The sequence below is a fragment of the Actinomadura sp. 21ATH genome (assembly GCF_041951345.1).
Lineage (GTDB): Bacteria > Actinomycetota > Actinomycetes > Streptosporangiales > Streptosporangiaceae > Spirillospora.
Genome location: NZ_JBGNUR010000002.1, coordinates 393,158 through 418,428 on the forward strand (window position 1 = coordinate 393,158; position 25,271 = coordinate 418,428).

At 75.1% G+C, this 25,271-nt stretch carries 14 protein-coding genes; 6 read left to right on the plus strand and 8 right to left on the minus strand.

The window, feature by feature from the left end:
* Positions 1-35: 35 nt before the first annotated feature.
* Complete coding sequence (locus ACA361_RS08470) at positions 36-959, plus strand: NADP-dependent oxidoreductase (RefSeq protein ID WP_375011257.1); 924 nt, start codon at positions 36-38, stop codon at positions 957-959.
* 19 nt (positions 960-978) lie between these two features.
* Here the strand turns inward: ACA361_RS08470 and ACA361_RS08475 are convergent, their stop codons facing one another.
* The gene (locus ACA361_RS08475) at positions 979-1,272 is read right to left on the minus strand and encodes a sulfurtransferase TusA family protein (protein ID WP_375011258.1); all 294 of its coding nucleotides are present in this window, start codon (positions 1,270-1,272) and stop codon (positions 979-981) included.
* 237 nt (positions 1,273-1,509) lie between these two features.
* Between ACA361_RS08475 and ACA361_RS08480 the strand changes: the two genes are divergently transcribed.
* A complete protein-coding gene (locus tag ACA361_RS08480; RefSeq protein ID WP_375011259.1) occupies positions 1,510-3,570 on the plus strand; it encodes a HelD family protein in 2,061 nt (686 codons plus the stop codon).
* On the opposite strand, the gene ACA361_RS08485 is transcribed toward ACA361_RS08480, so the two are convergent.
* Positions 3,567-4,034, minus strand: coding sequence for a CBS domain-containing protein (locus tag ACA361_RS08485; protein WP_375011260.1), 468 nt, complete (start codon positions 4,032-4,034; stop codon positions 3,567-3,569). The two genes, ACA361_RS08480 and ACA361_RS08485, sit on opposite strands and share 4 nt — an antisense overlap.
* A gap of 31 nt (positions 4,035-4,065) precedes the next feature.
* Entirely contained in the window at positions 4,066-5,607 is a 1,542-nt protein-coding gene (locus ACA361_RS08490; protein ID WP_375011261.1) for a hypothetical protein, read from the minus strand.
* Positions 5,608-5,870: 263 nt separating this feature from the next.
* Between ACA361_RS08490 and ACA361_RS08495 the strand changes: the two genes are divergently transcribed.
* Genes ACA361_RS08495 through ACA361_RS08510 form a run of 4 tightly spaced genes read left to right on the plus strand, consistent with a single transcriptional unit; the run spans position 5,871 to position 9,730 of the window.
* The gene (locus ACA361_RS08495) at positions 5,871-8,294 is read left to right on the plus strand and encodes a nitrate- and nitrite sensing domain-containing protein (RefSeq protein WP_375011262.1); all 2,424 of its coding nucleotides are present in this window, start codon (positions 5,871-5,873) and stop codon (positions 8,292-8,294) included.
* The gene (locus ACA361_RS08500) at positions 8,291-8,737 is read left to right on the plus strand and encodes a roadblock/LC7 domain-containing protein (RefSeq protein WP_375011263.1); all 447 of its coding nucleotides are present in this window, start codon (positions 8,291-8,293) and stop codon (positions 8,735-8,737) included. Before ACA361_RS08495 ends, ACA361_RS08500 begins: the two co-directional genes overlap by 4 nt.
* Before the next feature lie 8 nt (positions 8,738-8,745).
* A complete protein-coding gene (locus tag ACA361_RS08505; RefSeq protein WP_375011264.1) occupies positions 8,746-9,120 on the plus strand; it encodes a DUF742 domain-containing protein in 375 nt (124 codons plus the stop codon).
* Positions 9,101-9,730, plus strand: coding sequence for an ATP/GTP-binding protein (locus ACA361_RS08510; RefSeq protein ID WP_375011265.1), 630 nt, complete (start codon positions 9,101-9,103; stop codon positions 9,728-9,730). Before ACA361_RS08505 ends, ACA361_RS08510 begins: the two co-directional genes overlap by 20 nt.
* Here ACA361_RS08510 and ACA361_RS08515 read toward each other — a convergent pair.
* From ACA361_RS08515 to ACA361_RS08535, 5 genes are all read right to left on the minus strand, one after another.
* On the minus strand, positions 9,727-10,377 hold the full coding sequence (locus ACA361_RS08515; protein ID WP_375011266.1) for an NADPH-dependent F420 reductase: 651 nt from the start codon (positions 10,375-10,377) through the stop codon (positions 9,727-9,729). The genes ACA361_RS08510 and ACA361_RS08515 overlap by 4 nt on opposite strands.
* A 98-nt stretch (positions 10,378-10,475) precedes the next feature.
* The gene (locus ACA361_RS08520) at positions 10,476-10,676 is read right to left on the minus strand and encodes an MbtH family protein (RefSeq protein ID WP_375011267.1); all 201 of its coding nucleotides are present in this window, start codon (positions 10,674-10,676) and stop codon (positions 10,476-10,478) included.
* 2 nt (positions 10,677-10,678) lie between these two features.
* On the minus strand, positions 10,679-11,944 hold the full coding sequence (locus ACA361_RS08525) for a lysine N(6)-hydroxylase/L-ornithine N(5)-oxygenase family protein (protein ID WP_375011268.1): 1,266 nt from the start codon (positions 11,942-11,944) through the stop codon (positions 10,679-10,681).
* Positions 11,945-12,022: 78 nt separating this feature from the next.
* A complete protein-coding gene (locus ACA361_RS08530) occupies positions 12,023-13,024 on the minus strand; it encodes an iron-siderophore ABC transporter substrate-binding protein (RefSeq protein ID WP_375011269.1) in 1,002 nt (333 codons plus the stop codon).
* Positions 13,025-13,208: 184 nt separating this feature from the next.
* Positions 13,209-25,253: an amino acid adenylation domain-containing protein gene (locus ACA361_RS08535; protein ID WP_375011270.1), complete on the minus strand. Its 12,045-nt coding sequence runs from the start codon at positions 25,251-25,253 to the stop codon at positions 13,209-13,211.
* Between the last annotated feature and the right edge of the window lie 18 nt (positions 25,254-25,271).

A 25,271-nucleotide genomic window follows, 5' to 3' on the forward strand; every position in this document is an offset into this window, starting at 1 on the left:
GGGGGCGCGCCGCCCGGCCGCGATAGGCTCGCACCATGCGAGCCATCAGCCAGGACGTCCTCGGCGGCCCCGAGGTCCTCAAGGTCGTCGAGGCGGAGCGGCCGGAGCCGGGCCCGACGGAGGTCCTGGTCCGGGTGCACGCCGCGGGCGTCAACCCGACCGACTGGAAGCACCGGGCGAGCGGGCTCTACCTCGGCCGGCCGCCGTTCGTGCTCGGCTGGGAGCTGTCGGGCGTGGTGGAGGCCACCGGCGTCGGCGTGACGCTGCACAAGCCTGGCGACGAGGTCTTCGGCATGCTGGCTTACCCGCAGGGCGCGGGCGCGTACGCCGAGTACGTCACCGCCCCGTCCCGCCGCTTCGTCCGCAAGCCGGCGAACATCGACCACGTCCAGGCAGCGGCGCTGCCGCTGGCGGCGCAGACCGCCTGGCAGGCCCTCGTCGACACCGCCGGGCTGGGCCCCGGGCAGCGGGTGCTGATCCACGCGGCGGCGGGCGGCGTCGGCCACCTGGCGGTGCAGATCGCCAAGGCCCGCGGCGCGTACGTGATCGGCACCGCCAGCGAGCCCAAGCACGCGCTGCTGCGCCGGCTGGGCGCCGACGAGCTGGTCGACTACCGCACCGCCGACTTCGCCGAGACGGTCCGCGACGTGGACGTCGTGCTGGACACGATCGGCGGCGAGTACGGCCCGCGCTCGGTCCGCACGATGCGTCCCGGCGGCGTCATCGTCACCATCACCCCGCGCGACGTCCGGGTGCCCGCGGCGGCGGACGTCCGCAGCGAGGTGCTTCTGGTGGAGTCCGATCACGCCACGCTCAAGGAGATCGCCGCGCTGGCGGAGGCGGGCCGGCTGCGCGCCGAGATCGACCTGGTCGTGCCGCTGGAGGAGGCGGCCAAGGCGCACGCGCACGGCGAGACCGGCCGCACCACCGGCAAGATGGTGCTGTCCGTCGTCCCGTGACCCCGCCTGCGCCCGGCGCTCAGCGCTGCGGGCGCCAGGGCGACCCGGCCTGGGTGGGGCGCGGCGCGTCCGCGACCCGGAGCGCGTAGGCCGGGCGCTCGCCGTACGGCGGCGGCACCGTCCCGAGGTAGCCGTGGCCGGTGAGGTGGCACCAGGCCGCCAGGTCGAGCGGCGCGGCCGGATCGCCGGCGATCAGGTGCACGATCGTGCCGGCGGGCAGCTCGGCCAGCCTCCCGCGCAGCTCCAGCAGCAGCCGCACGCACGCGCGGTCGCCGCCGTCGATGATGACCGGATCGGCGCCCTCGCCTGCCATTCGATCGTCTCCCGTCGTCGCCCGTACCGATCCTAAGGCGTGTTCGCGGGCGGGCGGGAAACCGGTTTTGCCCTGACCGCGAGGGGCCGCTAAAGTACCCGCTTCGCATCCGCTTCTTCAGGTAGGCGCCCGCTACGCGCGCTGAGGGTCGAAACGAACCGGAGTGCTTCCGGGGCGAGATCCGGAGTCTGCCGCCTCCAGTCCTCACCTCGTTCCACCGAAAGCCGAGGTTCACGCATGGCCGTTCCCTCCCCCACGCACGCCCCCGTCCAGGACGACGACCCCGAGATCGCCGCCGAGCGCGCGTACCTCGCCACCGCCCGCGCCGCGCTCCGGCGCATGCACCGCGACGTCGTCACGACCGAGACGCAGCTGACCGCCGCCGCCGAGGACAACGACAACTTCGCCGAGCGGTTCTACCAGCGCCGCGCCCGCGAGCTGCGCGCGCTCGCACTGGTCGACCTGCCCGACGTGCCGCTGTTCTTCGGCCGCCTCGACCTCGACTCGGGGGACGGGGAACGCCTCTACATCGGGCGGCGGCACGTCCACGACGGGGCCGGCGAGCCGCTGGTCATCGACTGGCGGGCGCCGGTGTCCACCGCGTTCTACCGCGCCACCCGCGACGACCGGCAGGGGGTGGCGCTGCGCCGCCGGTACGGGTTCTCGGGCGCGGCCGAGCTCACCGCCTACGAGGACGAGCCGCTCACCGGCACGGCCGCGGGCGACACGGCCGCCGCGTTCCTGGCCGCCGAGATCGAGCGGCCCCGGTCCGGGCCGATGCGCGACATCGTCGCCACGATCCAGCCCGAGCAGGACGACCTGGTCCGCGCCCCGCTCGACCGGACCGTCTGCGTCCAGGGCGCGCCCGGCACCGGGAAGACCGCCGTCGGCCTGCACCGCGTCGCGTACCTGCTCTACACCGAGCGCGACCGGCTCGGCCGCACCGGCGTCGCGGTCGTCGGCCCGAACCGCTCGTTCCTGTCGTACATCCGCCGCGTCCTGCCCGCGCTGGGCGAGGTGAACGTCACGCAGACCACCGTCGAGGAGCTGATCGGCCGGGCGGGCGCCGACCGCGCCGCGGATCCGGCGGTCGCCCGGCTCAAGGGCGACGCCCGGATGGCGGCGGTGCTGTCCCGGGCGCTGTGGCTGCACGTAACCCGGCCCGCCGAGGGCGTCATGTACGCCAAGGGCGCCTCCCGCTACCGGGTCCCCGACCACGAGGTCCGCGAGATCGTGGCCGGGCTGCGCGGCACCGGCCGGTACGGCCCGGGCCGCGACGCCGCCGCCAAGCGGATCGCGCACGCGGTGCTGGTCCAGATGGAGCGGCGCGGTGAGTCGCCCGACGACCGCACGCACAACACCGTCGCCCGCTCCCAGCCCGTACGGCGGCTGCTGGACCAGGTGTGGCCCAGGCTCACGCCCGAGCAGGTGCTGTTCAGGCTGCTGTCGGACGCCGACTTCCTCGCCAAGGCGGCCAGGACCGACCTCACCGCCGGCGAGCAGGCGCTCCTGCTGTGGGAGAAGCCCGCCCGCTCATGGCGGTCGGCGAAGTGGACCGCCGCCGACTCCGCCCTCCTGGACGAGCTGGGCGACCTCATCGAGCGCACGCCCTCGATCGGCCACCTGGTGCTCGACGAGGCCCAGGACCTCAGCCCGATGCAGTGCCGGGCCGTCGGGCGGCGCTGCGCCACCGGCTCGATGACGGTGCTCGGCGACATCGCGCAGGGCACCGCCCCCGCCGCGACCGGCGACTGGACGGAGCTGCTGGCCCACCTCGGCAAGCCGGACGCCCGGCTGGAGACGCTCGACCGCGGCTACCGGGTGCCGGCGCAGATCATCGACTACGCCGCGCGGCTGCTGCCCGAGATCGCGCCGGGGCTGGGCGCGCCGACCTCGGCCCGCCGGTCGCCCGGCGCGCTGCGCGTCACCGCCGTCCCCGACCTCGCCGCGGCGCTCGTCCCGGCCTGCGCGGAGAGCCTGGCGGGCGATGGGTCGGTCGGCGTGATCGCCGCCGACGCCGGGATCCGGGCGATGCGCGAGGGGCTGGCCGCCGCGGGGCTGGAGCCCGCGCTGCTCGGCGAGGACGACGGCGCCATGGAGCGGGCGCGGCTGGTGTGCGTCCCGGCGACGCTCGCCAAGGGCCTGGAGTTCGACGCGGTGATCGTCGCGGAGCCGGCCCGGATCGTGGCGGCCGAGCCGCGCGGGCTGCACCGGCTGTACGTGGCGCTCACCCGGGCGGTCAGCGCGCTGCACGTCCTCCACACCGAGCCCCTGCCCGCCGCGCTCCGAGCGTCCTAGCGGCCGGCCGCCGCGAGGAGGCGGCCGAGCAGGGCGGACGCGGTGACCACGCCGATCATGGGGGCGTCGGTGCGGCGCGCGTCGCCGGCGACCGCGACGACGGGGCTGCGGGCGCTCGCCATCACCTGGGCGATCTCCATGGCGGTGGCGTCGGCGTCCACGATCGGCGGCGCCTCCCGGGCCCGCGGCAGCATGTCGGCCACGCGCCGGCCCTCCAGGTTCGCGCACAGCCGGTCGGCGTGGCCCTCGTCGTAGACGCGGGCGAGGGCCGGGTCGTCCTGGACGTACCGCGGGATCAGCGAGCCCATCACCTGGGAGGCGGGCAGCACGGCCACCGGGCGGTCCCGCCCGTCCACCACGATCAGCCCCGGCAGGTGGTGCTCGGCCAGCAGTTCGGCCGCGTCCATCGCGCTGCTGTCGGGGGTCACGACCGGGAACTCCACGGCCAGCTCTCGCGCACGCACGCTCCGACGCTACCGGACGCGCCCCGCCCGGCTAAGCGGCACCACCGGCGGGGCCGACCTCGTACAGCCGGACGACGCGGTCGGGCGTCGCGAACACCTGCCGCCAGCCGGGGCGGGCACCGCTCGTGTCCCCGAACGCCGTGCGCGCCGACTTCTTGCACAGCGAGCAGATGTGGCCGCGCTCGGTGTCGTACAGGAGAACGAGGTCGCCGGGGCCCGGCCCCGCCGCCTGGCCGGGCCGGACCGCGTAGATCCCGGCCGACCAGGACTCGCCGCCCCAGAAGCCGCGCCGGTAGACCGGCAGGATCTTGCGGGTGTGCGGGTCGGTCCAGATCCGGTCGTACGCGCCGTCCCGGTCGTGCATCCAGCCCCGCAGCGCGTCCAGCTGGGTGCCGCCGCCGAGCCGGGTCGCCGGGGCCGCCCACCAGGAGCGCGCGGCCGTCCCGGCGAGGGCGGCGGCCACGGCGAGCGCGAGCACGGCGGGCAGTGCGGCCCGCACGGCCCCGACGGCCCGCGCGCGTCCCCGGTCCGGCAGCCGTCGCGCGAGCGGGACCGCGAGCAGCCACAGCGTCCCGAGGCCGCCGAGGACGAACGCCGGGAAGACCGGATACCAGTACCGGATGAGCTGGAGCCGCAGCTTCGGCGCGCCGGGGTCCAGCACTCCGCCGAGCAGGGTGAGCGGTATCCACAGCAGCGCGCAGACCGCGACGGGCACGGCGAGCCGGCGCGGCCGCAGCAGGCCGCCGAGGAGGGTGAGGCCGAGGAGGGCGACGAGCAGGCCGCCCTCGGCGTAGGTCTGGAGCGTCTTCGGGAGGCGCAGGACGTACAGCATGCGCGGCTTGTCGCGGTACGTGGAGGCGATCTCCGGGGTCGACGGCCCCCGCCCGTGACCGGTGATCGACAGCAGCCGGGCGAGGGGGTCGCCGTACATCCGCCAGCAGAGGAGCAGCTCGGCCAGGCCCGCCGCGGCGATCGGCGCGGCCGTCCAGAGCAGCCCGGCCAGGCCCGCCCGGCGGTAGAGCAGCACGGGGACGACCGGCCAGGCGAAGACGATGAACTCGCGGGCGAGGTACGACCAGGCCAGCAGCGCGCCGATGCCGAGCAGCACCGCCTTCCGCGGCGGCTCCTCGCGCTGCCGCGCCGCCACGGCGAGGGCCAGCGCGCAGGTGAACAGGCCGACCGCGAGCACGTCGGGCAGCAGGTCGGTGGAGTCCTCGAAGACGGGGGTGGCCGCGACCACGGCGATCCCGCCCGCCACGCCCACGGACCGCGCGAACAGCAGCGTGCCCAGCGCGTAGGTGCCGAGGAGGAGCGCCAGCGTGGCGAGCACGGGGACGATCGCGTACGCGGCCTGCGACGGCCCGAAGACGACCATGGCCAGGCGGACCGGGATGATGAGCCCGAACCGCGTCATCTGGTGCATCTCGGTGGTGACCTCCACCGGACGCGGGAACCGCTCCGCCGCGGTGAAGTAGTTGGCCTGGTCCGACGGCACGGGCGCGCGCAGGTGGGCGAGCAGCACGGCGAGCCACGCCAGCACGAGCGCCGCCGGGATCAGGCGTGCCCAGGGCACCCGGCGGCGCTCGTGCGGGCCGGCGGCACCGGCGGCGTCCGGGGAGGGTTCGGCGGTCGCACGTGAAATCGCACGAAGGTTGGCGATCACATCGACAACCTGCCAGCATCCGTCCGCCGTCCGGTGCCCGCGCGGTGAACGGCGGATGAATTGGCATACCGGGTCGATCGTCCGATTCCGGACAGCACCCCGGGATGATCCTGGTCGCCCCAAGATCGTCTAAGTACACTTCCCATTCCGTCATACGCATGGGAGTGAGCCGATTGGCTGACAAAGGCGAGCTTTCTGAGCATCCCCCGCACTCAGGCTCCCGGCGACCGCCCCGCTCCCAGCCGATCCGGCGGCGGCTCACGCTGCTCCTGCTGATCCCGCTCACCTCGCTGGTGGCGCTGTGGGGGGTCGCCGCGAACCTGACCCTCTCGGCCGCGATCCAGCGCTCCGACTACGACACCGTCTACGACGCCGTCGGGCAGCCGGTGAACCTCGCCCTCGCCATGGTCCAGCAGGAACGTGCCGCCGCCGCGCTCGCGATCTCCGACGAGGCCGCCGGCGCCGAGCGCTACCGGCAGATCCGCGCCAGGACGGACGGCGCGCTGGCGGACTTCCGCAGGAAGGCCCTCACCCCCGAGGTGCGGGAGCTGACCGGCGGCAGCCTGATCGGCACGCAGACGGGCTCGCTCAGCAGGTCGTTCGACGGCATCGGGCCGCTGCGCTCGCAGGTCGACTCCGGCACGGTGAACGCGCTCGAGGCCGTCGACGGCTACAGCCGGATCACCGAGACCGCCCTCCAGACGCTGAGCACCATGGCGAACATCGACGACGGCGAGGCGTTCCGGCACACCGTCGCCCTCACCAACGCGTACTGGTCCCGCGACTACATGATGCGGCAGGACGCGCTGATCACCTCGCTCCCCCGCAGCGGCCGGATGAGCGCCGCCGCGCAGTCCGCGTTCGCCCGCTGGGCCGGGAGCGGCAACCAGCTGTTCGCCGTGGCCCAGGCCGGGCTGGCCGGCGATCTGGCCAGGCACATCCGAGGGCTGGCGCGGTCGGAGGAATACGCCCGCTACCGCTCGCTAGAGGAGCGGATCACCGGCACCGGCAGCGCGGCCGGCGTCGCCGCCGACTGGCGCGCCACGATCGACGCGCTCTCGCCCCGGTGGCTGGAGGCCAGCACCCGGGCCGCGAACGAGCTCAACGACCAGATCGGCCCGGCCGGCCGCCGCATCATGCTCCAGCTCGGCCTGGCCGGCGGCGTCGGCCTGCTCGCGGTGGCCCTGTCGATCCTGCTGTCGCTGACGTTCGCCCGCCGCCTCACCACCGAGCTGCTCGCGCTCCAGCGCGCGGCCCAGTCGCTCGCGCACGAGCGGCTGCCCCGGGTCGTGGCCCGGCTGCGGCGCGGCGAGAGCGTCGACATCGCCGCCGAGGCACCGCCCATGGAGCCGTCCCGGATCCGGGAGATCGAGCGGGTCGCCGAGGCGTTCGGCACCGTGCAGCGGACCGCCGTGGACACCGCGGTCGGCGAGGCCGAGCTGCGCAAGGGCGTCAACCGGGTCTTCATCAACCTGTCCTGGCGCAGCCAGTCGCTGCTGCACCGGCAGCTGCGGCTGCTGGACGCCATGGAGCGCCGCGCCGGCAGCGCCGAGGAGCTGGCGGACCTGTTCAAGCTGGACCACCTCACCACCCGCATGCGGCGGCACGCCGAGGGCCTGGTCATCCTGTCCGGCTCGCCCACCGTGCGGGCCTGGGACCATCCGGTCGAGGCCGAGGACCTGATCCGCGCCGCGCTGGCCGAAGTGGAGGACTACACCCGCGTCGAGGTGACGGCCAACACCACCGCCGCGGTCACCGGCACCGTGGTCGCCGACGTCATCCACCTGCTGGCCGAGCTCATCGAGAACGCCGCCACGTTCTCCCCGCCCTCCACCGAGGTCACGGTACGGGCCGACTCGGTCGCCAACGGGCTGGCGATCGACGTGGTGGACCGGGGCATCGGGCTGCAGCCCGACCAGCTGTCCGAGCTCAACCGGCGCCTCTCGCACGCCGCCGAGTTCGACCTGGCCGACACCGACCGGCTGGGCCTGTTCGTGGTGTCGCGGCTCGCCGCCCGGCACGGCATCAAGGTCTCGCTCCAGTCCTCGCCGTACGGCGGGACCACGGCGATCGTGCTCGTCCCGAACACGCTGGTGGTCGTGGCCGGCGACCGCGACCCGCGGTCGCGGACCACACCGGTGCCGCGGCAGCCCGTCGCGGCCGCCGGCCCGTCCGACACCGTCCCGCCGCCCGCCCCCCTGCCCGCGGCCCCGCCGCCGGCCCCGCCCGTACCGCCGCCCGCCGGGCAGGGCCCGTGGGCCGGTGAGGGGCCCTGGTCCCGGGACGTCCGCACCGGCGAGTTCGCGGCGGAGTCCAGCGAGATCACCGGGAGGCTGCCGAAACGGGTCCGGCAGCAGAGCCTCGCGCCGCAGCTGCGCGAGCGCCCCGCCCCGCCGGGGGCCGCCGCCGCCGTCCCCCGCGAGTTCGACGAGTTCGGTGACCTCGACGACCCCGACGACGAGCCCACCCCCGAACTCAGCCGCGACCTGATGTCCTCGCTCCAGTCCGGCTGGGCGCGCGGCCGCGGCCCCGATGACGACGACCACGACGGCGACGGCGCCGAGCTCGAACCACACGACGAACGGGGAGAACGATGACGCGGAGCCAGGCGGCCGGCGAGCTCGGCTGGCTGCTCGACGACCTGGTCGAACGGGTCGACGAGGTCCACCAGGCCGTGCTGCTGTCGCGCGACGGCCTGGTGATGGGGTCGTCCAGGAGCGTCAGCCGGAAGGACGCGGAGTTCCTGGCGGCGCTGTCGTCCGGGTTCCACAGCCTGGCCAACGGCGCCCGCGAGCACTTTGCGGCCAAGCGGGTGCGGCAGACCGTCGTGGAGCTGGACGGGACGCTGTTCTTCGTGCTGCCCGCCGGGAACGGCAGCTGCCTGGCGGTGCTCAGCGACGCGGGCGGCAACGCGGGCCTGGTCGCCTACGAGACCGCGATGCTCATCAAGCGGGTGCGCCGGCAGCTGGGCACCGCGCCCCGTACCGACCCGGGCTCCGGCACCGGGGCGCGGGCCTCGACGGCCGCCGAGCCCGGCTAGGCCCGGCCGTGGACGCGCCGAGAGAGCGGTGGACCGGGCAGGACGCGGGGCCGGTCGTCCGGCCGTACGCGCTGACCCGCGGCCGGACCAGGCCGCGCGGCGCCCCCCTCGACCTGGTCGCCATCCTGGTCGCCACCGGGAAGGCGCCCGGCGAGCGGGTCCGCCTCACCCGCGAGCAGCGCCGGCTGCTGGAGCTGTGCCGGCGCCCGTCCACGCCCGCCGACCTGGCCTCCGAGGCCGACCTCCCGCTGCGGGTCGTCCAGATCCTGCTGGACGACCTCCGGCAGCTCGGGCTGATCGAGCGGCGGGAGCCGCAGCGCGACCGCGCCCGCCCCGACGGCCGGATACTGATGAGAGTGCTCGATGAACTTCGCCGCCTCTGACCTTCCCGCGACCCCGGGGACCCTCGCGACCCCGGCCGAGCTCGAGGAGGACCCGAAGCACACGCTCAAGATCCTGGTGGCCGGCGGCTTCGGCGTGGGCAAGACGACGCTGGTCGGCTCGGTCAGCGAGATCCGCCCGCTGCGCACCGAGGAGACCCTCACCGACGAGAGCGCCGGCGTGGACGACCTCGCCGGCCTGGAGCGCAAGTCCACCACCACCGTCGCGATGGACTTCGGGCGGCTGACGTTCGGCGGCGGCGTCCGCCTCTACCTGTTCGGGACGCCGGGGCAGGAGCGGTTCTGGTTCATGTGGGACCAGATCGCCTACGGCGCGGTGGGCGCGATCGTGCTGGCCGACACCCGGCGGCTGCCGGCCAGCTTCGCCTCGATCGACTTCTTCGAGCGCCGCGAGATCCCGTTCATCGTCGCGGTCAACTGCTTCGACGGCGCCCGCCGCTACACGATCGCCGACATCCGCGACGCGCTGGACGTCGACCCGCACGTGCCGGTCATGCTGTGCGACGTGCGCCACCGCGACTCCGCCAAGAACGTGCTGGTCGCCCTGGTCGAGCACGCGATCCGCTTCGCGCCGCCGCCGGAGGAGCCCTAGGAGCCGGTGACGACCGCGAAGTTGAAGTCGCCCGTGCCGAGCCTCCCGTAGAGGGTCACCCACATCAGCACCAGCGGCTCCATGCCGCGCGCCGCCTGGAGCCCGCCGAGGTCCATGATCTGCTCGTCGCCCCAGCCGAACGACCGCAGCAGCCCGGCCGTCTCGTCCTTGGCCGCCGCGTCGTCCCCGCACAGGAACACGTTGTGGTGCCCGGGGACCAGCTCGGGCCGCACCATGACCGAGTTGTTCATGGTGTTCAGCGTCTTGACCACGCGCGCGTCCGGGAACGCCTCCTGCAGCTGCTCGGCGACGCTGCCCTCCGCGGGCACGGCCAGCCTCGGCGGGAAGCCCCCGGAGAAGTCGAGCGGGTTGGACACGTCCACGATCACCTTGCCGCGCAGGTTCTCCGCGCCGGCGGCGGTGAGCGCGGCGAGCGAGACCAGCCCGCCGGTGGCGTTCACGACCAGCTCGCCCGCCGCGGCCGCGTCGGCGAACGTCCCGTGCCCGCCGCCGTTCTCGCGCGCCCACTCGGCCGCGACGGGGTTGGCGCCCGTGCGCGAGCCGAGCGTCACCTGATGGCCCAGCCCGGCCAGCCTGGTCCCGAGCCGGCGGCCGACGTCGCCGGTCCCCATCACCGCGATCTTCATTGCCCCGTCCCCTCCCGTGCCCGCCACCGTACGGAACGACCGTAGAGCGCCCGGCGCCCCGCCGCCAGGGCCTTGCGGGGCGCCCTCGGGAGGACCGGTCAGGTGCGGTCGGCGAGGCTCTTCGGCCGCAGGTCCGTCCAGTTGAGGCGGACGTACTCCAGGCACCGCTCGCGCTCCTCCGGCCCGTACACGGCGGTCCAGCCGGCGGGCACGTCGGCGAACTCGGGCCACAGCGAGTGCTGGTTCTCGTCGTTGGCGAGGACGAGGAAGCGGCCGTCGGCGTCGTCGAACGGGTTCATTTTCATGCCTCCTGGGTCACGCGGGCGTCGCGGCCGGCGATGGAACGGACGATCTCTCCGGTGCGGACGGCGGTCATCGACAGCAGCGACGAGGCGATGCCGTGCGTGTGCTCGGTGGCGCCCTGGAGGTAGACCGCCCACGCGGCCTCCGGGCCGGTGGCGACGCGGTAGTCGCGCTCCACCACCAGGCGGCCCTCCGCGCCCTTGCGGCAGTGCTCGCCGGCCTCGCCGAGCAGGTCGATCGGGTTGCGCTCGCGGTAGCCGGTCGCGCAGACCAGCGCGTCCGCCTCCAGCGCCGCCGTCTCGCCGGTCGGCAGGAACGTCACGTCCACCCGGACGCCGCCGGCGCCGGGCCGCACGCCGTCCAGCCGGGACACGTTGAGGATGCGCAGCCGCTCGCGGCCGGCGACCTTCTCGGCGTACGAGCGGCGGTAGAGCTCGTCGATGAGGTCAAGGTCGACGACCGAGTAGTTGGTGTTGCGGGAGTAGTCGAACAGCATCCGCTTCACCTCGTCGGACGCCTCGAAGTAGTGCTCGGCGGCGGCCGGGTCGAAGATGCGGTTGGCGAACGGGCTGTCGTCGGCGGGCGAGTAGCCGTACCGGGCGAAGACCGCGCACACCTCGGTCTCGGGGAACCGGCCGTGCAGGTGCTCGACGGCCTCGGCCGCGCTCTGCCCGGCGCCGAGGACGACGAGGCGCTCGGGGGTGCCGGTCAGGCCGTCCAGGCGGGTGAGGAGGTCCTCGGTGTGCCAGATCCGCTCGCCCTGGCGGACGCCATCGGGCAGCACCGGCTCCAGGCCGACGCCGATGACGAGGTTGCGGGTCAGGCAGGTGTGCAGCTCGTCGTCGCGGCGGACGACGACCTCCAGCGTCGCGGCGTCGTGCGGGCGGACCGCGACGACCTCCGACCCGTACCGGACGCGCCCCTCGAACGCGGCGGCGGCCCATTCCAGGTAGTCGTGGAACTCCAGCCGCGACGGGAACATCGTCTTGCCGTTGATGAAGTCGACCATGCGGTCCTTGGCGTGCAGGTACGACAGGAACGAGTACCGGCTCGCCGGGTTGCGCATGGTCACCAGGTCCTTGAGGAAGTGGACCTGCATCGTGGCGCCGTCGAGGAGCATGCCGCGATGCCATCCGAACGCCGGCTGCTTCTCGAAGAAGACCGCGTCCACGCCGGCGCCGTACTCCTCCTCCAGCGCCACCGCGAGTGCGAGGTTGGAGGGTCCGAAACCGATGCCCACGACGTCATGGACGGGTGTCGCCATCTGCGCCTCTCAGTTGTTGCGTTCGACTGTGCGGGGGTTGCCCCCTCCGCGGCCGGGCGGCCGCGGAGGGGCGGGGGTTCAGCCGGTCTTCCGGGCCTTCGCGGCCGTCGCGATCTTGGGGACGACCTGGTCGACCACGTACGGGACCGCGAGCGCGGTCGGCGTCCGCAGCGGCCAGAAGGACTTGAGGTCGATCGCGACGTACGAGCCGCGCTTGACCACGTCCAGGTCCGCGAAGAGCCTGTTGCCCTCGATCTTCTTCTGGGTGGCCTGGTCGTCGTTGTAGTGGCTGACCAGGACGTCCACGTCCAGGACGGAGACCTTCTCCATGCTCAGCTCGGCGGCGAAGCCCTCGCCGGGCTGCTTGGCGATGCTCTCGGGCAGCGTCATCCCGAACTGCTCCAGCAGCTTGACGCTGGTGTCGCCCTTGGACTTCATCACGCCGATGTTGCCGTTCGGCATGACGCTGGTGAACGCGACGCCCTTGCCGTTCAGCTCGGGGTACCTGGTCTTCACCGACGCGATCTTCGCCTCGACGTCGGCGACGAGCCTGTCGCCCTCGGCCTTGCGGCCGATCGCCGCGGCCACCTGCTTGGTGATGTCCTGCCAGGTGTCCTCGGCCGGGCCCGTCTGGTACGCCGTGGTCGGCGCGAGCTTGGAGAGCTTGGCGTACTCCTTGTCGATGGTGAAGTCGCCCGCGGCCAGGATGAGGTCGGGGCGCAGCGCGGCGACCTCCTCCAGGTTGAAGCCGGAGTCGGTGATCTTCAGCAGCTTGGGCTTGGTCCCGGTGACCTTGGGCGCCGACCAGGGGGCGAGCCCGTCGCTCTGGACGCCGGCCAGCTCGGTCATCCCGACCGGCTGCACTCCGAGGGCGAGCAGGGCGTCCTGGTCGACCTCGCCGAGCGCCACGATCCGCTCCGGCTTCTTCTCCACCTTGGTGGTGCCGAGCTTGTGGGTCAGCGTGACCGGGAACGCTCCCCCGGCGGAGCCGGCGGAGGTCTCCGCGGGCTCGTCGTCGCCGCAGGCCGTGACCAGTCCGAGGCTCAGGACGAGCGCTCCGGTGGCCGCCAGGCGGCGCATCGTCCGACGGCTCTTGCCGGGGGGTGTGGGGGGTCGTCCCCCCACAAGGGGGCTGCGCATAGGGGGTCGGTGTCCTTCCTAGGGGATGGGGATCGGGCCGGTCCCGGCCCGGTGCCGGGGCACCGGGACGCGACCGGGAGCGGGTCTTCGGCGGGAGCGGCGGGGGCTCATGGGGTTCCTCGGCTCATTCGAGGCGGTCCAGCAGCCGGGCGACCGTGGGCGCGGCCAGCAGCGTGGCGATCTTGAGGTCGGCGCAGCCGGGCTCGCGGCGGATCCGCCGGACCAGCTTCATCGCCATCAGCGAGTGGCCGCCGAGGTCGAAGAAGTCGTCGTCCGGGCCGACCTCGTCCACGCCCAGCTCCTCGGCGAAGATCCGGCACAGCGCCGCCTCGCGGTCGCCGCCGCGGCGCCCGGACGGGCCGGCGGCCTCGCCGGTGACGCTGCGGGCGGTCAGCGCCGAGGGCAGCGCCCCGACCGGTACGGCCGGGTCCTCGGCGACGGCCTCCAGCAGCGCGAGCAGGCTCTCGGCCAGCGTGTCGACCGTCGCCGGATCGAACAGGTCGGCGGAGTAGTCGACGATCAGCTGGAGCGAGCCGGGGCCCTCGCGGAAGATGAAGTCCAGGTCGAACTTCGCCGCGCCCGGCCCGAACAGCGCCTCGCGCTGCTCCAGGCCGGGGAAGACGACGTCGCCGACGCCCTGGTTCTCGTACCCGACCATCACCTGGAACAGCGGGTTGCGGCCCGGCACGCGCGGCGGCCGCAGCGCCTCGACCACGGCCTCGAACGGCAGGTCCTGGTGGGCCAGCCCGGCCAGGACGGTGTCGCGCACCCGGCCGAGCAGCTCGCGGAACGACGGGTTCCCGGACACGTCGGCGCGCAGCACGAGCGTGTTGACGAAGAAGCCGACCAGGTCGCCGGCCGCGTCGTCGGTGCGGCCCGCGACGGGGCTGCCGAGCGGGATGTCGTCGCCGGCGCCGGTGCCGTGCAGCAGCGCCGCCACGGCCGCCTGGCACACCATGAACATCGTCGCCGAGTCGGCCCGGGCCAGGGCGCGCAGGCTCTCCACGAGCCGCGGCGGGACGTCCACGGTGAGGGTGGCGCCGCGCTGGCCGACCGTCGGGGGCCGCGGCCGGTCCACCGGGAGCGGGATCTCGTCCGGGATGCCCGACAGCGCCTGCGCCCAGTGCGCGAGCTGCCGCGCGTGCAGGCTGCCCGGGTCGAGCGGGTCGCCGAGCAGCTCGCGCTGCCAGAGCGTGTAGTCGGCGTACTGGACGGCCGGCGGCTCCCAGTCCGGCGCGTCCCCGCCGCCGAGCCGGGCCGTGTACGCCTCGGCCACGTCCCGCGCGAACGGCCCGAACGACCACTCGTCGAACGCGATGTGGTGGAACACGGCCAGCAGCAGGTGCTCCCTTTCCCCCTCCGGGAAGACGGCGACACGCAGCGGGATGTCGCGCGCCAGGTCGAACGGCCGCGCGATCACCTCCTCGGGCGCGCAGGTCGCGATCTCCAGGACCGGCCGGGCGTCCGCCGGGGCGAGGATCCGCTGGTACGGGGCGCCGTCGTGCTCGGCGAAGACCGTCCGCAGGCTCTCGTGCCGGGCGACCACGTCGCCGATCGCCGCCTCCAGCGCGGGGACGTCCAGGTCGCCGCGCAGGCGGACGGCCAGCGGCAGGTGGTACGCGCCGCGCGGCCCGTCGTCCTCGCGGAGCAGCTGGTCGAGCATCCAGAGCCGGCGCTGCGCGAACGACAGCGGGACGCGCTCGGGGCGCGGGTCGGCGGGCGCGAGCACCGGGCGCAGGTCGTCCGCCGCCTTCCGGTGGACGCGTCCGGCCAGCTCGGCGACCGTCGGCGCCTCGAACAGGTCGCGGATCGCCAGCTCGGTCTTCAGCACGGACCGGGCGCGGCCGATGAGGCGGGTCGCCAGCAGCGAGTGCCCGCCCAGGTCGAAGAAGTCGTCGTCGATCCCGACCCCGGAGGCGTCCAGGACCTCGCCGAACAACGTGCACAGCAGCCGCTCGACGGGCGTGCGCGCCGGGCGTCCCGACGTCTTCGGGCCGCCGCTCCCCTGGCCCGGGTCGGGCAGGGCGCGCCGGTCGAGCTTGCCGTTGACGGTGAGCGGCAGCGCGTCCAGGGTGACGATCGCGCTCGGCACCATGTACGCGGGCAGCCGCCGCTTGAGCGCCTCGCGGACGCGGCCGGCGAGCACGCCGTGGTCGCGGGCGGCGACCGGGTCGTTGGCGTACGACGCGGGACGCCGGTCGGGCGGCGCGGTGAGGTGGGCGGCGCCGCCGCCGAAGACGGCGTCGTAGCGGCCGGGCTCGGCCGACGGCGTCGTCACGACCTCGGGGTCGATCTCGTACAGGCGTTCCGGCTCGATCCCCTCGGTCACGGCGAGCAGGCTGCGCGCCTCGTCGGGGGACGCGCCGCGCTCCAGCGCGCGCAGCGCCGCCAGCTCGCCGGCGAGCCGCGGGTCCGGGATGCCGCGCACGCGCAGCGGGACGCCGGGCGGCGCGGACGGCAGGTCGCCGGGCCCGGTGTAGTCGACGACCTTGGTCTCCGCGGGTACGGGCGGCGCGGCCGGGCCGCCCGGCTTGCGGAGCGTGACGTCGTACCGGTGCCGGGTCAGCTCGTTGTGGTGGACGCCGCGCTTGGTGCGCGCCTCCGCCCGCCACGCCGGGTCGAGGGCGGCGAAGAAGGCCGGATCGAGCAGCAGCTCCTTCTCCATCCGCACGGCCCGGTCCACCGCGGCCGGGTCCCCGCCGCCCCGGCCGAGCTGGATCGCCGCGTGGAAGGCGCGCACCGAGCGCAGGTCGCGGACGTCGCCGACGAACAGCGTCCCGCCGGGGACGAGCAGCTCCATCGCCTTGCCGATCACGTCGGCGAGGTGGTCCGCGCCGGGGAAGTACTGGACGACGGAGTTGATGACGATCGTGTCGAAGTGCTCCCGCGGCAGGCCCTCGGTGTCGTGGGCGGGGCGGTGGCTCAGCCGCACGTGCGTGTCGAGGCCGAGGTCGGCGCGCAGCTTGTCGATCACCGGGCCGGAGAAGTCGGTGCCCCAGTACTCCTCGCAGTCCGGCGCGAGCCCGGTCAGGAGCAGGCCGGTGCCGACGCCGATCTCCAGCACGCGGCGCGGGCGCAGGGCGCGGATCCGCGCGAGGGTCGTCTCGCGCCACTCGCGCATGTGCTCCAGCGGGATCGGGCCGCCGTCGTAGCTGCTGTCCCAGCCGGCGAACTCCTCGGCGTGCACGACCGTGCCGACCTCGGTGTACTCGGCGTCGTAGATCTGCCGCCATTCGGCGATCTGCTCGTCGGCCGCGCCCTCCCGGCCGCCGTCGGGCACCACGTACCCGATCAGCCGCTTGACCCCGGGCTGGTCGGTGTCGGCGGCGATCACCGCGGCCTGCCCGACGCCCGGCTCGGCGGCCAGCGCGGTCTCGATCTCCTCCAGCTCGACCCGGTAGCCGCGGATCTTGACCTGGTCGTCGGTGCGGCCGAGGAAGTCGATGTTCCCGTCGGGGCGGACCCGGACGAGGTCGCCGGTGCGGTACATGCGGCCGCCGCCCGCGTCGAAGGGGTCGGCCACGAACCGTTCCGCGGTCAGGTCGGTACGGCCGAGGTAGCCGCGCGCCAGCCCGGCCCCGGCGATGTACAGCTCGCCGGGCGCGCCCTGCGGCACGGGCCGCAGCCAGGCGTCCAGGACGTACCCGCGGGTGTTCCAGATCGGCTTGCCGACCGTGGGCGTGGCGCTGTCCTCGGTGCCGCCGCCGAGCGTGTTGATCGTGTACTCGGTGGGGCCGTACAGGTTGTAGCCGAGCACCCCGTCGGCCGCGGCGAGCCGCTCCCACACCGACGACGGGACGGCCTCGCCGCCGAGCAGCACCAGCGGCGGTACGTGCTCGTCACCACGGGGGCCTTCGTCCAGCAGCCCCTCGTCCAGGAGGTGCTGGGCGTACGTCGGGGTCACGTTGATGACGTCGATCGCGTGCTCGCGCAGGTACGCGGTGAGCGCCTCGGCGTCGCGCCGCAGGTCCTCGTCGCAGACGTGCACCTCGTGGCCCTCGATGAGCCACAGCAGCTCCTCCCACGACATGTCGAAGGAGAACGACACCGTGTGCGCGATGCGGAGCCCGCGCCCGGCCGACTCGACGACCGGGTCGAAGATGTTGGCGCGGTGGTTGAACTGCATGTTGGTCAGGCCGCGGTAGGGCGTCACCACGCCCTTGGGCCGCCCGGTCGAGCCGGACGTGTAGATCACGTACGCGGGCCGGTCCATCCGCCCCGGCGTGCCGGGCGCGAAGCCGGGCAGCTCGGCGGCGGTGAGGTCGTCCCCGGGCAGGGCGTCCAGGGCGCTCCGCACGGCCGGGTCGTCCAGCTCGATCACGGGCCCGCCGAACGTGAGCCCGGCGGCGATCGTCCCGTGCGAGACCATGCAGGCGGGGGCGGCGTCGGCGAGCATGTAGTCGAGCCGGTCGGCGGGGTAGTCCAGCTCCAGCGGCAGGTACGCGGCGCCGGTGCGCAGCACGGCGAACAGCGCGACCACCATCTCCGCCGAGCGCGGCAGGGCGAGCGCGACGACCCGTTCCGGGCCCGCGCCGTGCCGCCGCAGCAGCCGCGCGAGCCGGTTGACCTCGGCGTTCAGCTCGCCGTAGGTGAGGCTGACGTCGGGCAGCGAGACCAGCGCCGTGCGGTCCGGGGTGCGGGCGGCCTGCTCGGCGAGCAGTTCGGCGACGGTCAGCTCCGGCACGTCCTTCACGGCCTCGGCCCAGTCCCGGCGGAGCCGCTCGTGCTCCTCCGGGAGGAGCAGGTCGAGCCGGTCGCAGGTGGTGCCGGTGCCGGCGGCGAGCTGCTCCAGTACGCGCACGTACCGGTCGGTGATCCGCTCGGTCTCGGCCTCGGTGAACGCGTCGCCGCGGTACATGACCCGCAGCCCGGGGCGGGTCGAGGCGGGAGAGGAATCCGCGCCCGGTTCCACGACCATGGTGATCGGGTAGTGGGTGGCGTCGCGGACCTCGCGGCCGAGCACGCGCAGGTCGCCGTCCGGGCCGAAGCCGCGGCCGGTCGGCATGCCGGGGAAGTTCTGGAACACGAAGAGCGTGTCGAACAGCGTCCCGAGGCCGGTGGCGCGCTGCACGTCGGCCAGCGCCACGTGGTTGTGGTCGAACAGTTCCGACTGCGATGCCTGCACCCGTTCCAGGACCGCGCCGAGCGTGTCGGCGGCGCCGGCGCGGACGCGTACCGGGACGGTGTTGAACAGCAGGCCGACGATCGACTCGACGCCCTCGACCTCCGGATGCCGCCCCGACACCGAGGCGCCGAAGACGACGTCGTCGCGGCCGGTCAGCCCCATCAGCACCAGGCCCCAGGCGGTCTCGAACAGCGTGCCGGGCGTGACGCCGGCCGCGCGCGCCGCCTCCTCCAGCCGGCCGGCGAGGCCGGCGGGCAGGTCGCGGTGGATCTCGCCGGCGGCGGCCAGGTCGGCGGCGCGGTCCAGCAGCCCCGGCTTGAGCAGCGCGGGCTCGTCGAAGCCGGCCAGCTCGCGCCGCCACGCGTCGGCCGACTCCTGCGGGTCGCGGGCGTTCACCCAGTCGAGGTACGCGCGGAACGACGGCACCGGGCGGGCGGCCTCGGCGGCGGCGTCGGAGTAGAACTCCAGCAGCGACGTCACCAGCAGGCCGCCGGACCAGCCGTCCAGCAGGATCAGCTCGGACGTCAGCACCAGCCGGTGGTCCTCGGGGCCCAGCCGGGCCAGTCCGAACCGGATCAGCGGCGGCTCGCCGGGATCGAACGGGCGGGCGCGCTGGGCGTCGACGAACGCCTCCAGCTCCTCCTCGCCGCCGACCTCGGCGTACGTCCAGGGCACCTCGAACGTCTCCGGCACGAACTGCACGGTGCGCGCCCCGTCCGCGCGGAACCCGGCGCGCAGGTTCGGGTACTTCTCCAGGACGCCGCGCACGGCGGCGGCCATCCGGCCGGGGTCGACCGGCCCGGCCAGCGTCACCACGGCCTGCTGGACGTAGATGTCGCGGCCCTCGCCCGCCATCATCAGGTGGAAGAGCAGGCCCTCCTGGAGCGGCGACAGCGGCAGCTCGGCCGGCCCGCCGCCCGGCTCCGGGGCGGTGCCGGCGGCCGCGTCGACGCTGGTCGCGGCGTCGGCGAGCGCGGCGACGGTCCGCAGCCGGAACACGTCGCGGACGGTGAACGCGAGCCCGGCCCGGCGGGCGCGCGCCACCAGCAGCGCCGCGCTGATGCTGTCGCCGCCGGTGCGGAAGAAGTCGTCGTCGGCGCCGACGTCGTCGCGGCCGAGGAGGTGCCCGGCGATCCCGGCCAGGACGACCTCGCTGCCCGTACGCGGCGCCCTCCCTCCGGCGGGCCGTCCCGGCTCGGGCAGCGCCCGCCGGTCGACCTTGCCGTTGGGGTTGAGCGGGAGCTCGTCCAGGACGACCAGCTCGGCCGGGACGAGGTAGCTCGGCAGCAGCTCACCGAGCCTGGCGAGCAGCACGTCCGCGCCGCCGATGTCCCCGGCGTCCCCGGTCACGTATCCCACGAGCCGGGGACCAGGGTGGACGGCGACGGCCGCCTGGCGGACGCCCGGCTGCGCGGCCAGCACGGTCTCGATCTCGCCGGGCTCGATCCGGAAGCCGCGGATCTTGAGCTGGCCGTCGGCGCGGCCGAGGAAGTCCAGCCCGCCGTCGCGGCGGCGCCGCACCCGGTCGCCGGTGCGGTAGAGGCGCGAGCCGGGCGGCCCGAACGGGTTCGCGACGAAGCGCTCGGCGGTACGGGCCGGGTCGCCGAGGTAGCCGCGGGCCAGCCCGTCGCCCGCCAGGTACAGCTCGCCGACGGGGACCTCGCGGAGCGCGGCGTCCAGCACGTACGCCGTGGTGTTGGCGATCGGGAACAGCGCGCCGGAGCCGTCGGCGGCCAGGCTGTCGCCGGCAGCCTCGGAGCAGCCGTACAGGTTGACCAGCCGGCCCGGGGTGCGTGCCGCCAGCGCGGCGGGCAGCGCCTCGCCGCTGCTGATCCAGGTCGTGACGGTCGGCGCGCCCGCCTCCAGCAGCGCCGGGAGCAGGCTCGGCACGAGCGTCACGGTGGTCACGCCGTGCCGGCCGAGGAACTCCGCCAGCGCGACCGCGTCGGCGGCGGTCGCGTCGTCGGCAACGGCGACCGTGTCCCCGGCGACGAGGCCGCCGAGGAGCTCGGTGGTGCCGTCGATGAACGCGGGCGAGCTCTTGGCCGCGCGCACGCCCGGCCCGGCCAGGCCGGCGCCCCAGGCGAGCCGGTTGGCGAGCGCCCGCTGGGTGCCCGCGACGGCCTTGGGGGTGCCGGTGGAGCCCGAGGTGAAGATCACGTAGGCCGGATGGTCGGGCCGCACGTCCGGCCGGGTACGGGCGGGCGCGTCCGCGGGCGGCTCGTCCTCGCCCAGGACCAGCAGCGGCCGCACCGTCTCCAGCATGAAGTCGATCCGCGCCCGCGGGTAGGTCACGTCGATCGGCAGGTAGGCCGCGCCCGTCTTGAGGACGGCCAGCAGCGCCACCGCGAACTCCAGCGACCGGGGCAGCGCGATCGCCACGGTCTCCTCGGGCCCGGCGCCGGCCGCCGCGAGCCGGTCGGCGAGCCGCTCGGCCCGCGCGTCCAGCTCGGCGTACGTCAGCCGGGTGCCGCCGAAGACGAGCGCGGTCGCCTCGGGCGTGCGCGCGGCCTGCGCCTCGAACAGCCCGGCGGCGGTCGGGACGGGCAGCTCGCGCGCGGTGTCGGGGTGCTCGACCGGGGCGCCGAGCGTGGACAGCCGGCGGCCGGGGTCGGCGGTGACCTGGCCGAGCAGCGCGCCGAGCCGGTCCAGCAGATCGGTGATGGTCGCGGCGTCGAACAGGTCGGTCGCGTACGCGGCGAAGCCCTCCACCTCGTCGTCGCCCTCGGCGAAGTACAGGTCGAGGTCGAACTTCACGCCGCCGGTCTCGGGCAGGAACGGCTCGGCGCGGACGCCGGGCAGCGCGAGCCGCACGTCGTCCAGCCGCTGGTGGACGACCATCACCTGGAACAGCGGGCTGCGCGCCAGCGAGCGCTCCGGCGCGAGCCGCTCCACCACCCGCTCGAACGGCACGCCCGCGTGCGCGAACGCGTCCAGGTCGGCCCGCCGCACCCGGTCGAGCAGCTCGCCGAACGTCGGGTCGCCCGACAGGTCGGTCCGCAGCACCAGCAGGTTGACGAACACGCCGACCAGGTCGGTGAGGTCCTCGTCGGAGCGGCCCGCGATCGGCGAGCCGAGCGCGATGTCGTCGCCGGCGCCCGAGCGCTGCAGGAGCGCGGCGACGGCCGCGTGCAGCACCATGAACACGCTCGTGCCGGTCTCGCGCGCCAGCTCGCGCACCCCGGCGAGCGGCAGCCGGAACGGCACCAGCCCGCCCGCGTGGCTCGCCTCGGCGGGCCGCGGCCGGTCGAACGGCAGCACGGTCTCCTCGGGCAGCCCGGCCAGCGCCCGCTCCCAGTAGTCCAGCCCCGCGCCGGTGTCGGCCTGGCGCTGCCACACCGCGTAGTCCGCGTACTGCACCGGCAGCGGCGCCCAGTCCGGGGCCGCGCCCGCGAGCCGCGCCGTGTACGCGCGGGACAGGTCGGCCAGCAGCGGCGTGAACGACCACTCGTCCGCCGCGGCGTGGTGCTGGAGCAGGATCAGCTCCCACCGTTCCTCGCCGGTGCGCAGCAGCGTCGCCCGGATCGGCAGGTCCGCGCCGAGGTCGAACACGTGCCGGGCGGCCCGGCCGCGCGCCTCGTCCTCGCGGCCGCGCGCGTCCACGACCGCGAAGTCCGAGATCTGCCGGGCGGGGCCGGATTCCAGGATCCGCTGGACGGGCAGGCCGTCCTCGCCTTCGACGAGCAGCGTCCGCAGCGCCTCGTGCCGGGCGACGACATCGGCGAACGCCGCTCGCAGCGCGGCCGCGTCCACGGGCCCCGACAGCCGGAGCCCGAGCGGCAGCGCGTACGAGGGCGACGGCCCGCGCAGCCGCTCCTCGAACCACAGCCCGCGCTGGGCCGCCGACGCCGGCGGCACCTCGGGCCGCACCACGTCGCGGACCCGCGTCCCGGTGCCCTCCGCCAGGCGCGGGGCGAGCCCGGCGACGGTGGGCGCCTCGAAGACGTCCGCGATGGTGAGGTCCGCGCCCAGGACGGCGCGCACCCGCGCGGCCAGCCGGGTGGCCAGCAGCGAGTGCCCGCCGAGGGCGAAGAAGTCGTCGTCGATGCCGACCCGCTCGTACCCGAGCACCTCGGCGAACACCGCGCACAGCGCCGCCTCGCGCGCGTCGCGCGGCTCCCGGCCGGTCCCGCCGGCCTCGGGCGCGGGCAGCGCGGCCCGGTCGAGCTTGCCGTTGACGGTCCGGGGCAGCGCCTCCAGCGCGACCAGCGCGCCCGGCATCATGTACTCGGGCAGCGTCTCCGCGAGGGCGTCCCGCAGCGCGCCCTCGTCGACGTCCCCGGCGTCACCGGCGGGCACGTAGTAGCCGACCAGGCGCGGGTCGCCGGGCCGGTCCTCGCGGACGACCACCGCGGCCTGCGCGATTCCCGGCCGCGCGGCGAGCACCGCCTGCACCTCGGCCGGCTCGATCCGGAATCCGCGGATCTTCACCTGGTCGTCGGTGCGGCCGAGGTACTCCAGCGTGCCGTCCCGGTTCCGGCGGGCCAGGTCGCCGGTGCGGTACATCCGCGTCCCGGGCGGCCCGAACGGGTCGGCCACGAAGCGCTCGGCGGTCAGGTCCGGCCTGCCGACGTAGCCGCGGGCGAGCTGCGCGCCCGCCAGGTACAGCTCGCCCGGCACGCCGGGCGGCACCGGCCGCAGCGCCGCGTCGAGCACGTACGCGCGGGTGTTCCAGAACGGCCGCCCGATCCCGTCCGAGGGCAGCTCGGCCTGCGTCGCCCAGATCGTGGCCTCGGTGGGGCCGTACACGTTGACGGCCTGCGCGGCCTCGCGGGCGAGCGACTCCGCGAGCGCCGCCGGCAGCGCCTCGCCGCCGACCAGCACCCGCAGCCCCCGGAACGCGGCCGGGTCGAGCGAGCCGAGCAGCGAGGGCGTGCCCTGCACGATGGTGGCGCCGTCCAGCAGCCGGGCGAGCGCCGCCGGCTCGCGCACGTCCGCGCGGCCGGCCAGCCGGACGGCGGCGCCGCTGATCAGCGGCACGTACAGTTCCAGCGCCGCGATGTCGAACGCGATCGTCGTCACCGCGACCAGCCGGTCCCCGGCGCCGAGCGCGAGCCGCTCGCGCATCATCACCAGGAAGTTGGCCAGCGCGCCGTGGGGAAGGGCCACGCCCTTGGGGCGGCCGGTCGAGCCGGAGGTGTAGATCACGTACGCGAGGTCGTCGGGCGAGAGCGCGGGCGGGGCGGCGGGGGCGGGTGCGGTTCCGGGCAGGTCGCCGTCCAGGAGGAGGACGTCGGCGTTCTCCGGGAGGACGGCCGCGCTCTCGGTGGTGGCGACGACGCAGAGCGGGGACGCGTCGTCCAGCATGTACGCGAGGCGGTCGGCCGGATGGTCCAGGTCCAGCGGCAGGTACGCGGCGCCCGACTTCAGCACCGCGAGCAGCGCGGCCACGAGGTCGGGCGTGCGGGGCATCGCGATCGCGACGACCCGGCCGGGCGCGGCGCCGCGGGCGCGCAGGGCGGCGGCCAGGGCGCCGGCGCGGGCGTCCAGCTCGGCGTAGGTCACGGACGCGCCGCCGGACTCGACGGCGACCGCGTCCGGCGTCCGGGCGGCCTGCTCCTCGAACAGCCGGACCACGTCGGTGTCGGGCACGGCCCGCTCGGTGGCGTTGGCCTGCTCCAGCAGCGCGCGGTCGTCCCCGGTCAGCAGGTCGAGGGCGCCGATCGGACGGTCGGGGTCGGCGACGGCGGCGCCGAGGAGGGTCTCCAGGTGGGCGAGCAGCGCGTCCATGCGCGCGTCGTCGAACAGCTCCCGCCGGAACGTCGCCTCGACCGTCATGCCCTGCGGCCGCACGAACGCCTCCAGGGAGAGGTCGAAGTGCGTGGTGCCGTTGTGGATGTGCGTCCAGCTCGTGGTGACGCCGGGCAGGTCCAGCTCGCCGATCTCCTGGACCAGGAACAGCAGCATCGTGTCGAAGAACGGGGAGCGGCCCTGCGCGCGGGCGGGGCGCAGCTCGCGGACGATCGTGTCGTACGGCAGCGCCTGGTGGGCGAAGCCCTCCTCGCAGGTGCGGCCGACGCGGCGCAGCGCCTCGCGGAACGTCGGGGCGCCCGAGAGATCGGTGCGCAGCGCGAGCGTGTTGCCGAAGTTGCCGACCAGGCGCTGCACCTCGGCGTGCTCGCGGTTCATGACGGCGGAGCCGATGGAGATGTCCGCCGCGCCGGTGTAGCGGTGCAGCAGGACCGCGTACGCGGCCATCATCACCATGTACGGGGTGAGGTTCTCCTCGGCGGCGAGGCGGCGCATGCCGGCGGTGACGGCGTCGTCGAAGCGCCGGGCGCGGCGGCCGCCGCGTTCGGAGACGGTGGCGCCGCGCGGGCGGTCGGCGGGCAGGTCCAGCGGCGCGGGGGGCGGGTCGAGCTTCGCGCGCCAGTACGCCAGGTCGTCCTCGGCCGCGGGGCGCGCCTGCTCCCAGGCGGCGAAGTCGGCGTACTGGATGCTCGGCTCGGGCAGGCCGCCGGGCTCGCCGTTCAGCGCCGCGCGGTAGAGGGCCGACAGGTCGCCCGATAGGGAGCCCCACGTCATGCCGTCCCAGGCGATGTGGTGCACGACGAGGACGAGCGCGTGCTCGTCCTCGCCCAGGCGCAGCAGTTCTAGCCTGATCGGCCGCTCCGCGGTCAGGTCGAACGGCGTGGCGGCGAGCTCCTCCGCGCGCCGGTGCGCGTCGGCGCAGTCGCGCGGCGCCAGGTCGAGCGAGTCGTCGTCGGTGACGATCTGCACCGCTCCACCAGAGCCGCCGGCCCCGCCGGGCGCGTCGGCGTAGACCGTGCGCAGGACGGCGTGCCGCCGGATCAGCGCGCGGAGCGCGTCGCTCAGCGCGCCGGTGTCGAGCGCGCCCGTCATGTGGACGAGCAGGCACACGTTGTACGCCGGGCTCTTCGGAAAGGTGCGGTGGTGCAGCCACATGCTCTGCTGCGCGTACGAGAGCGGGGCCGGATCGTCCGAGCCGCGGGGCTCGATCCGCGCGGTGCCGGGTCCGAGCCCGGCCTCCGCCATCATCCGCCGCATCAGCTCGCGCCGCCGCGCCGCCGTCGTCTCCCGCACGCTCAACCTTCCGGTAGC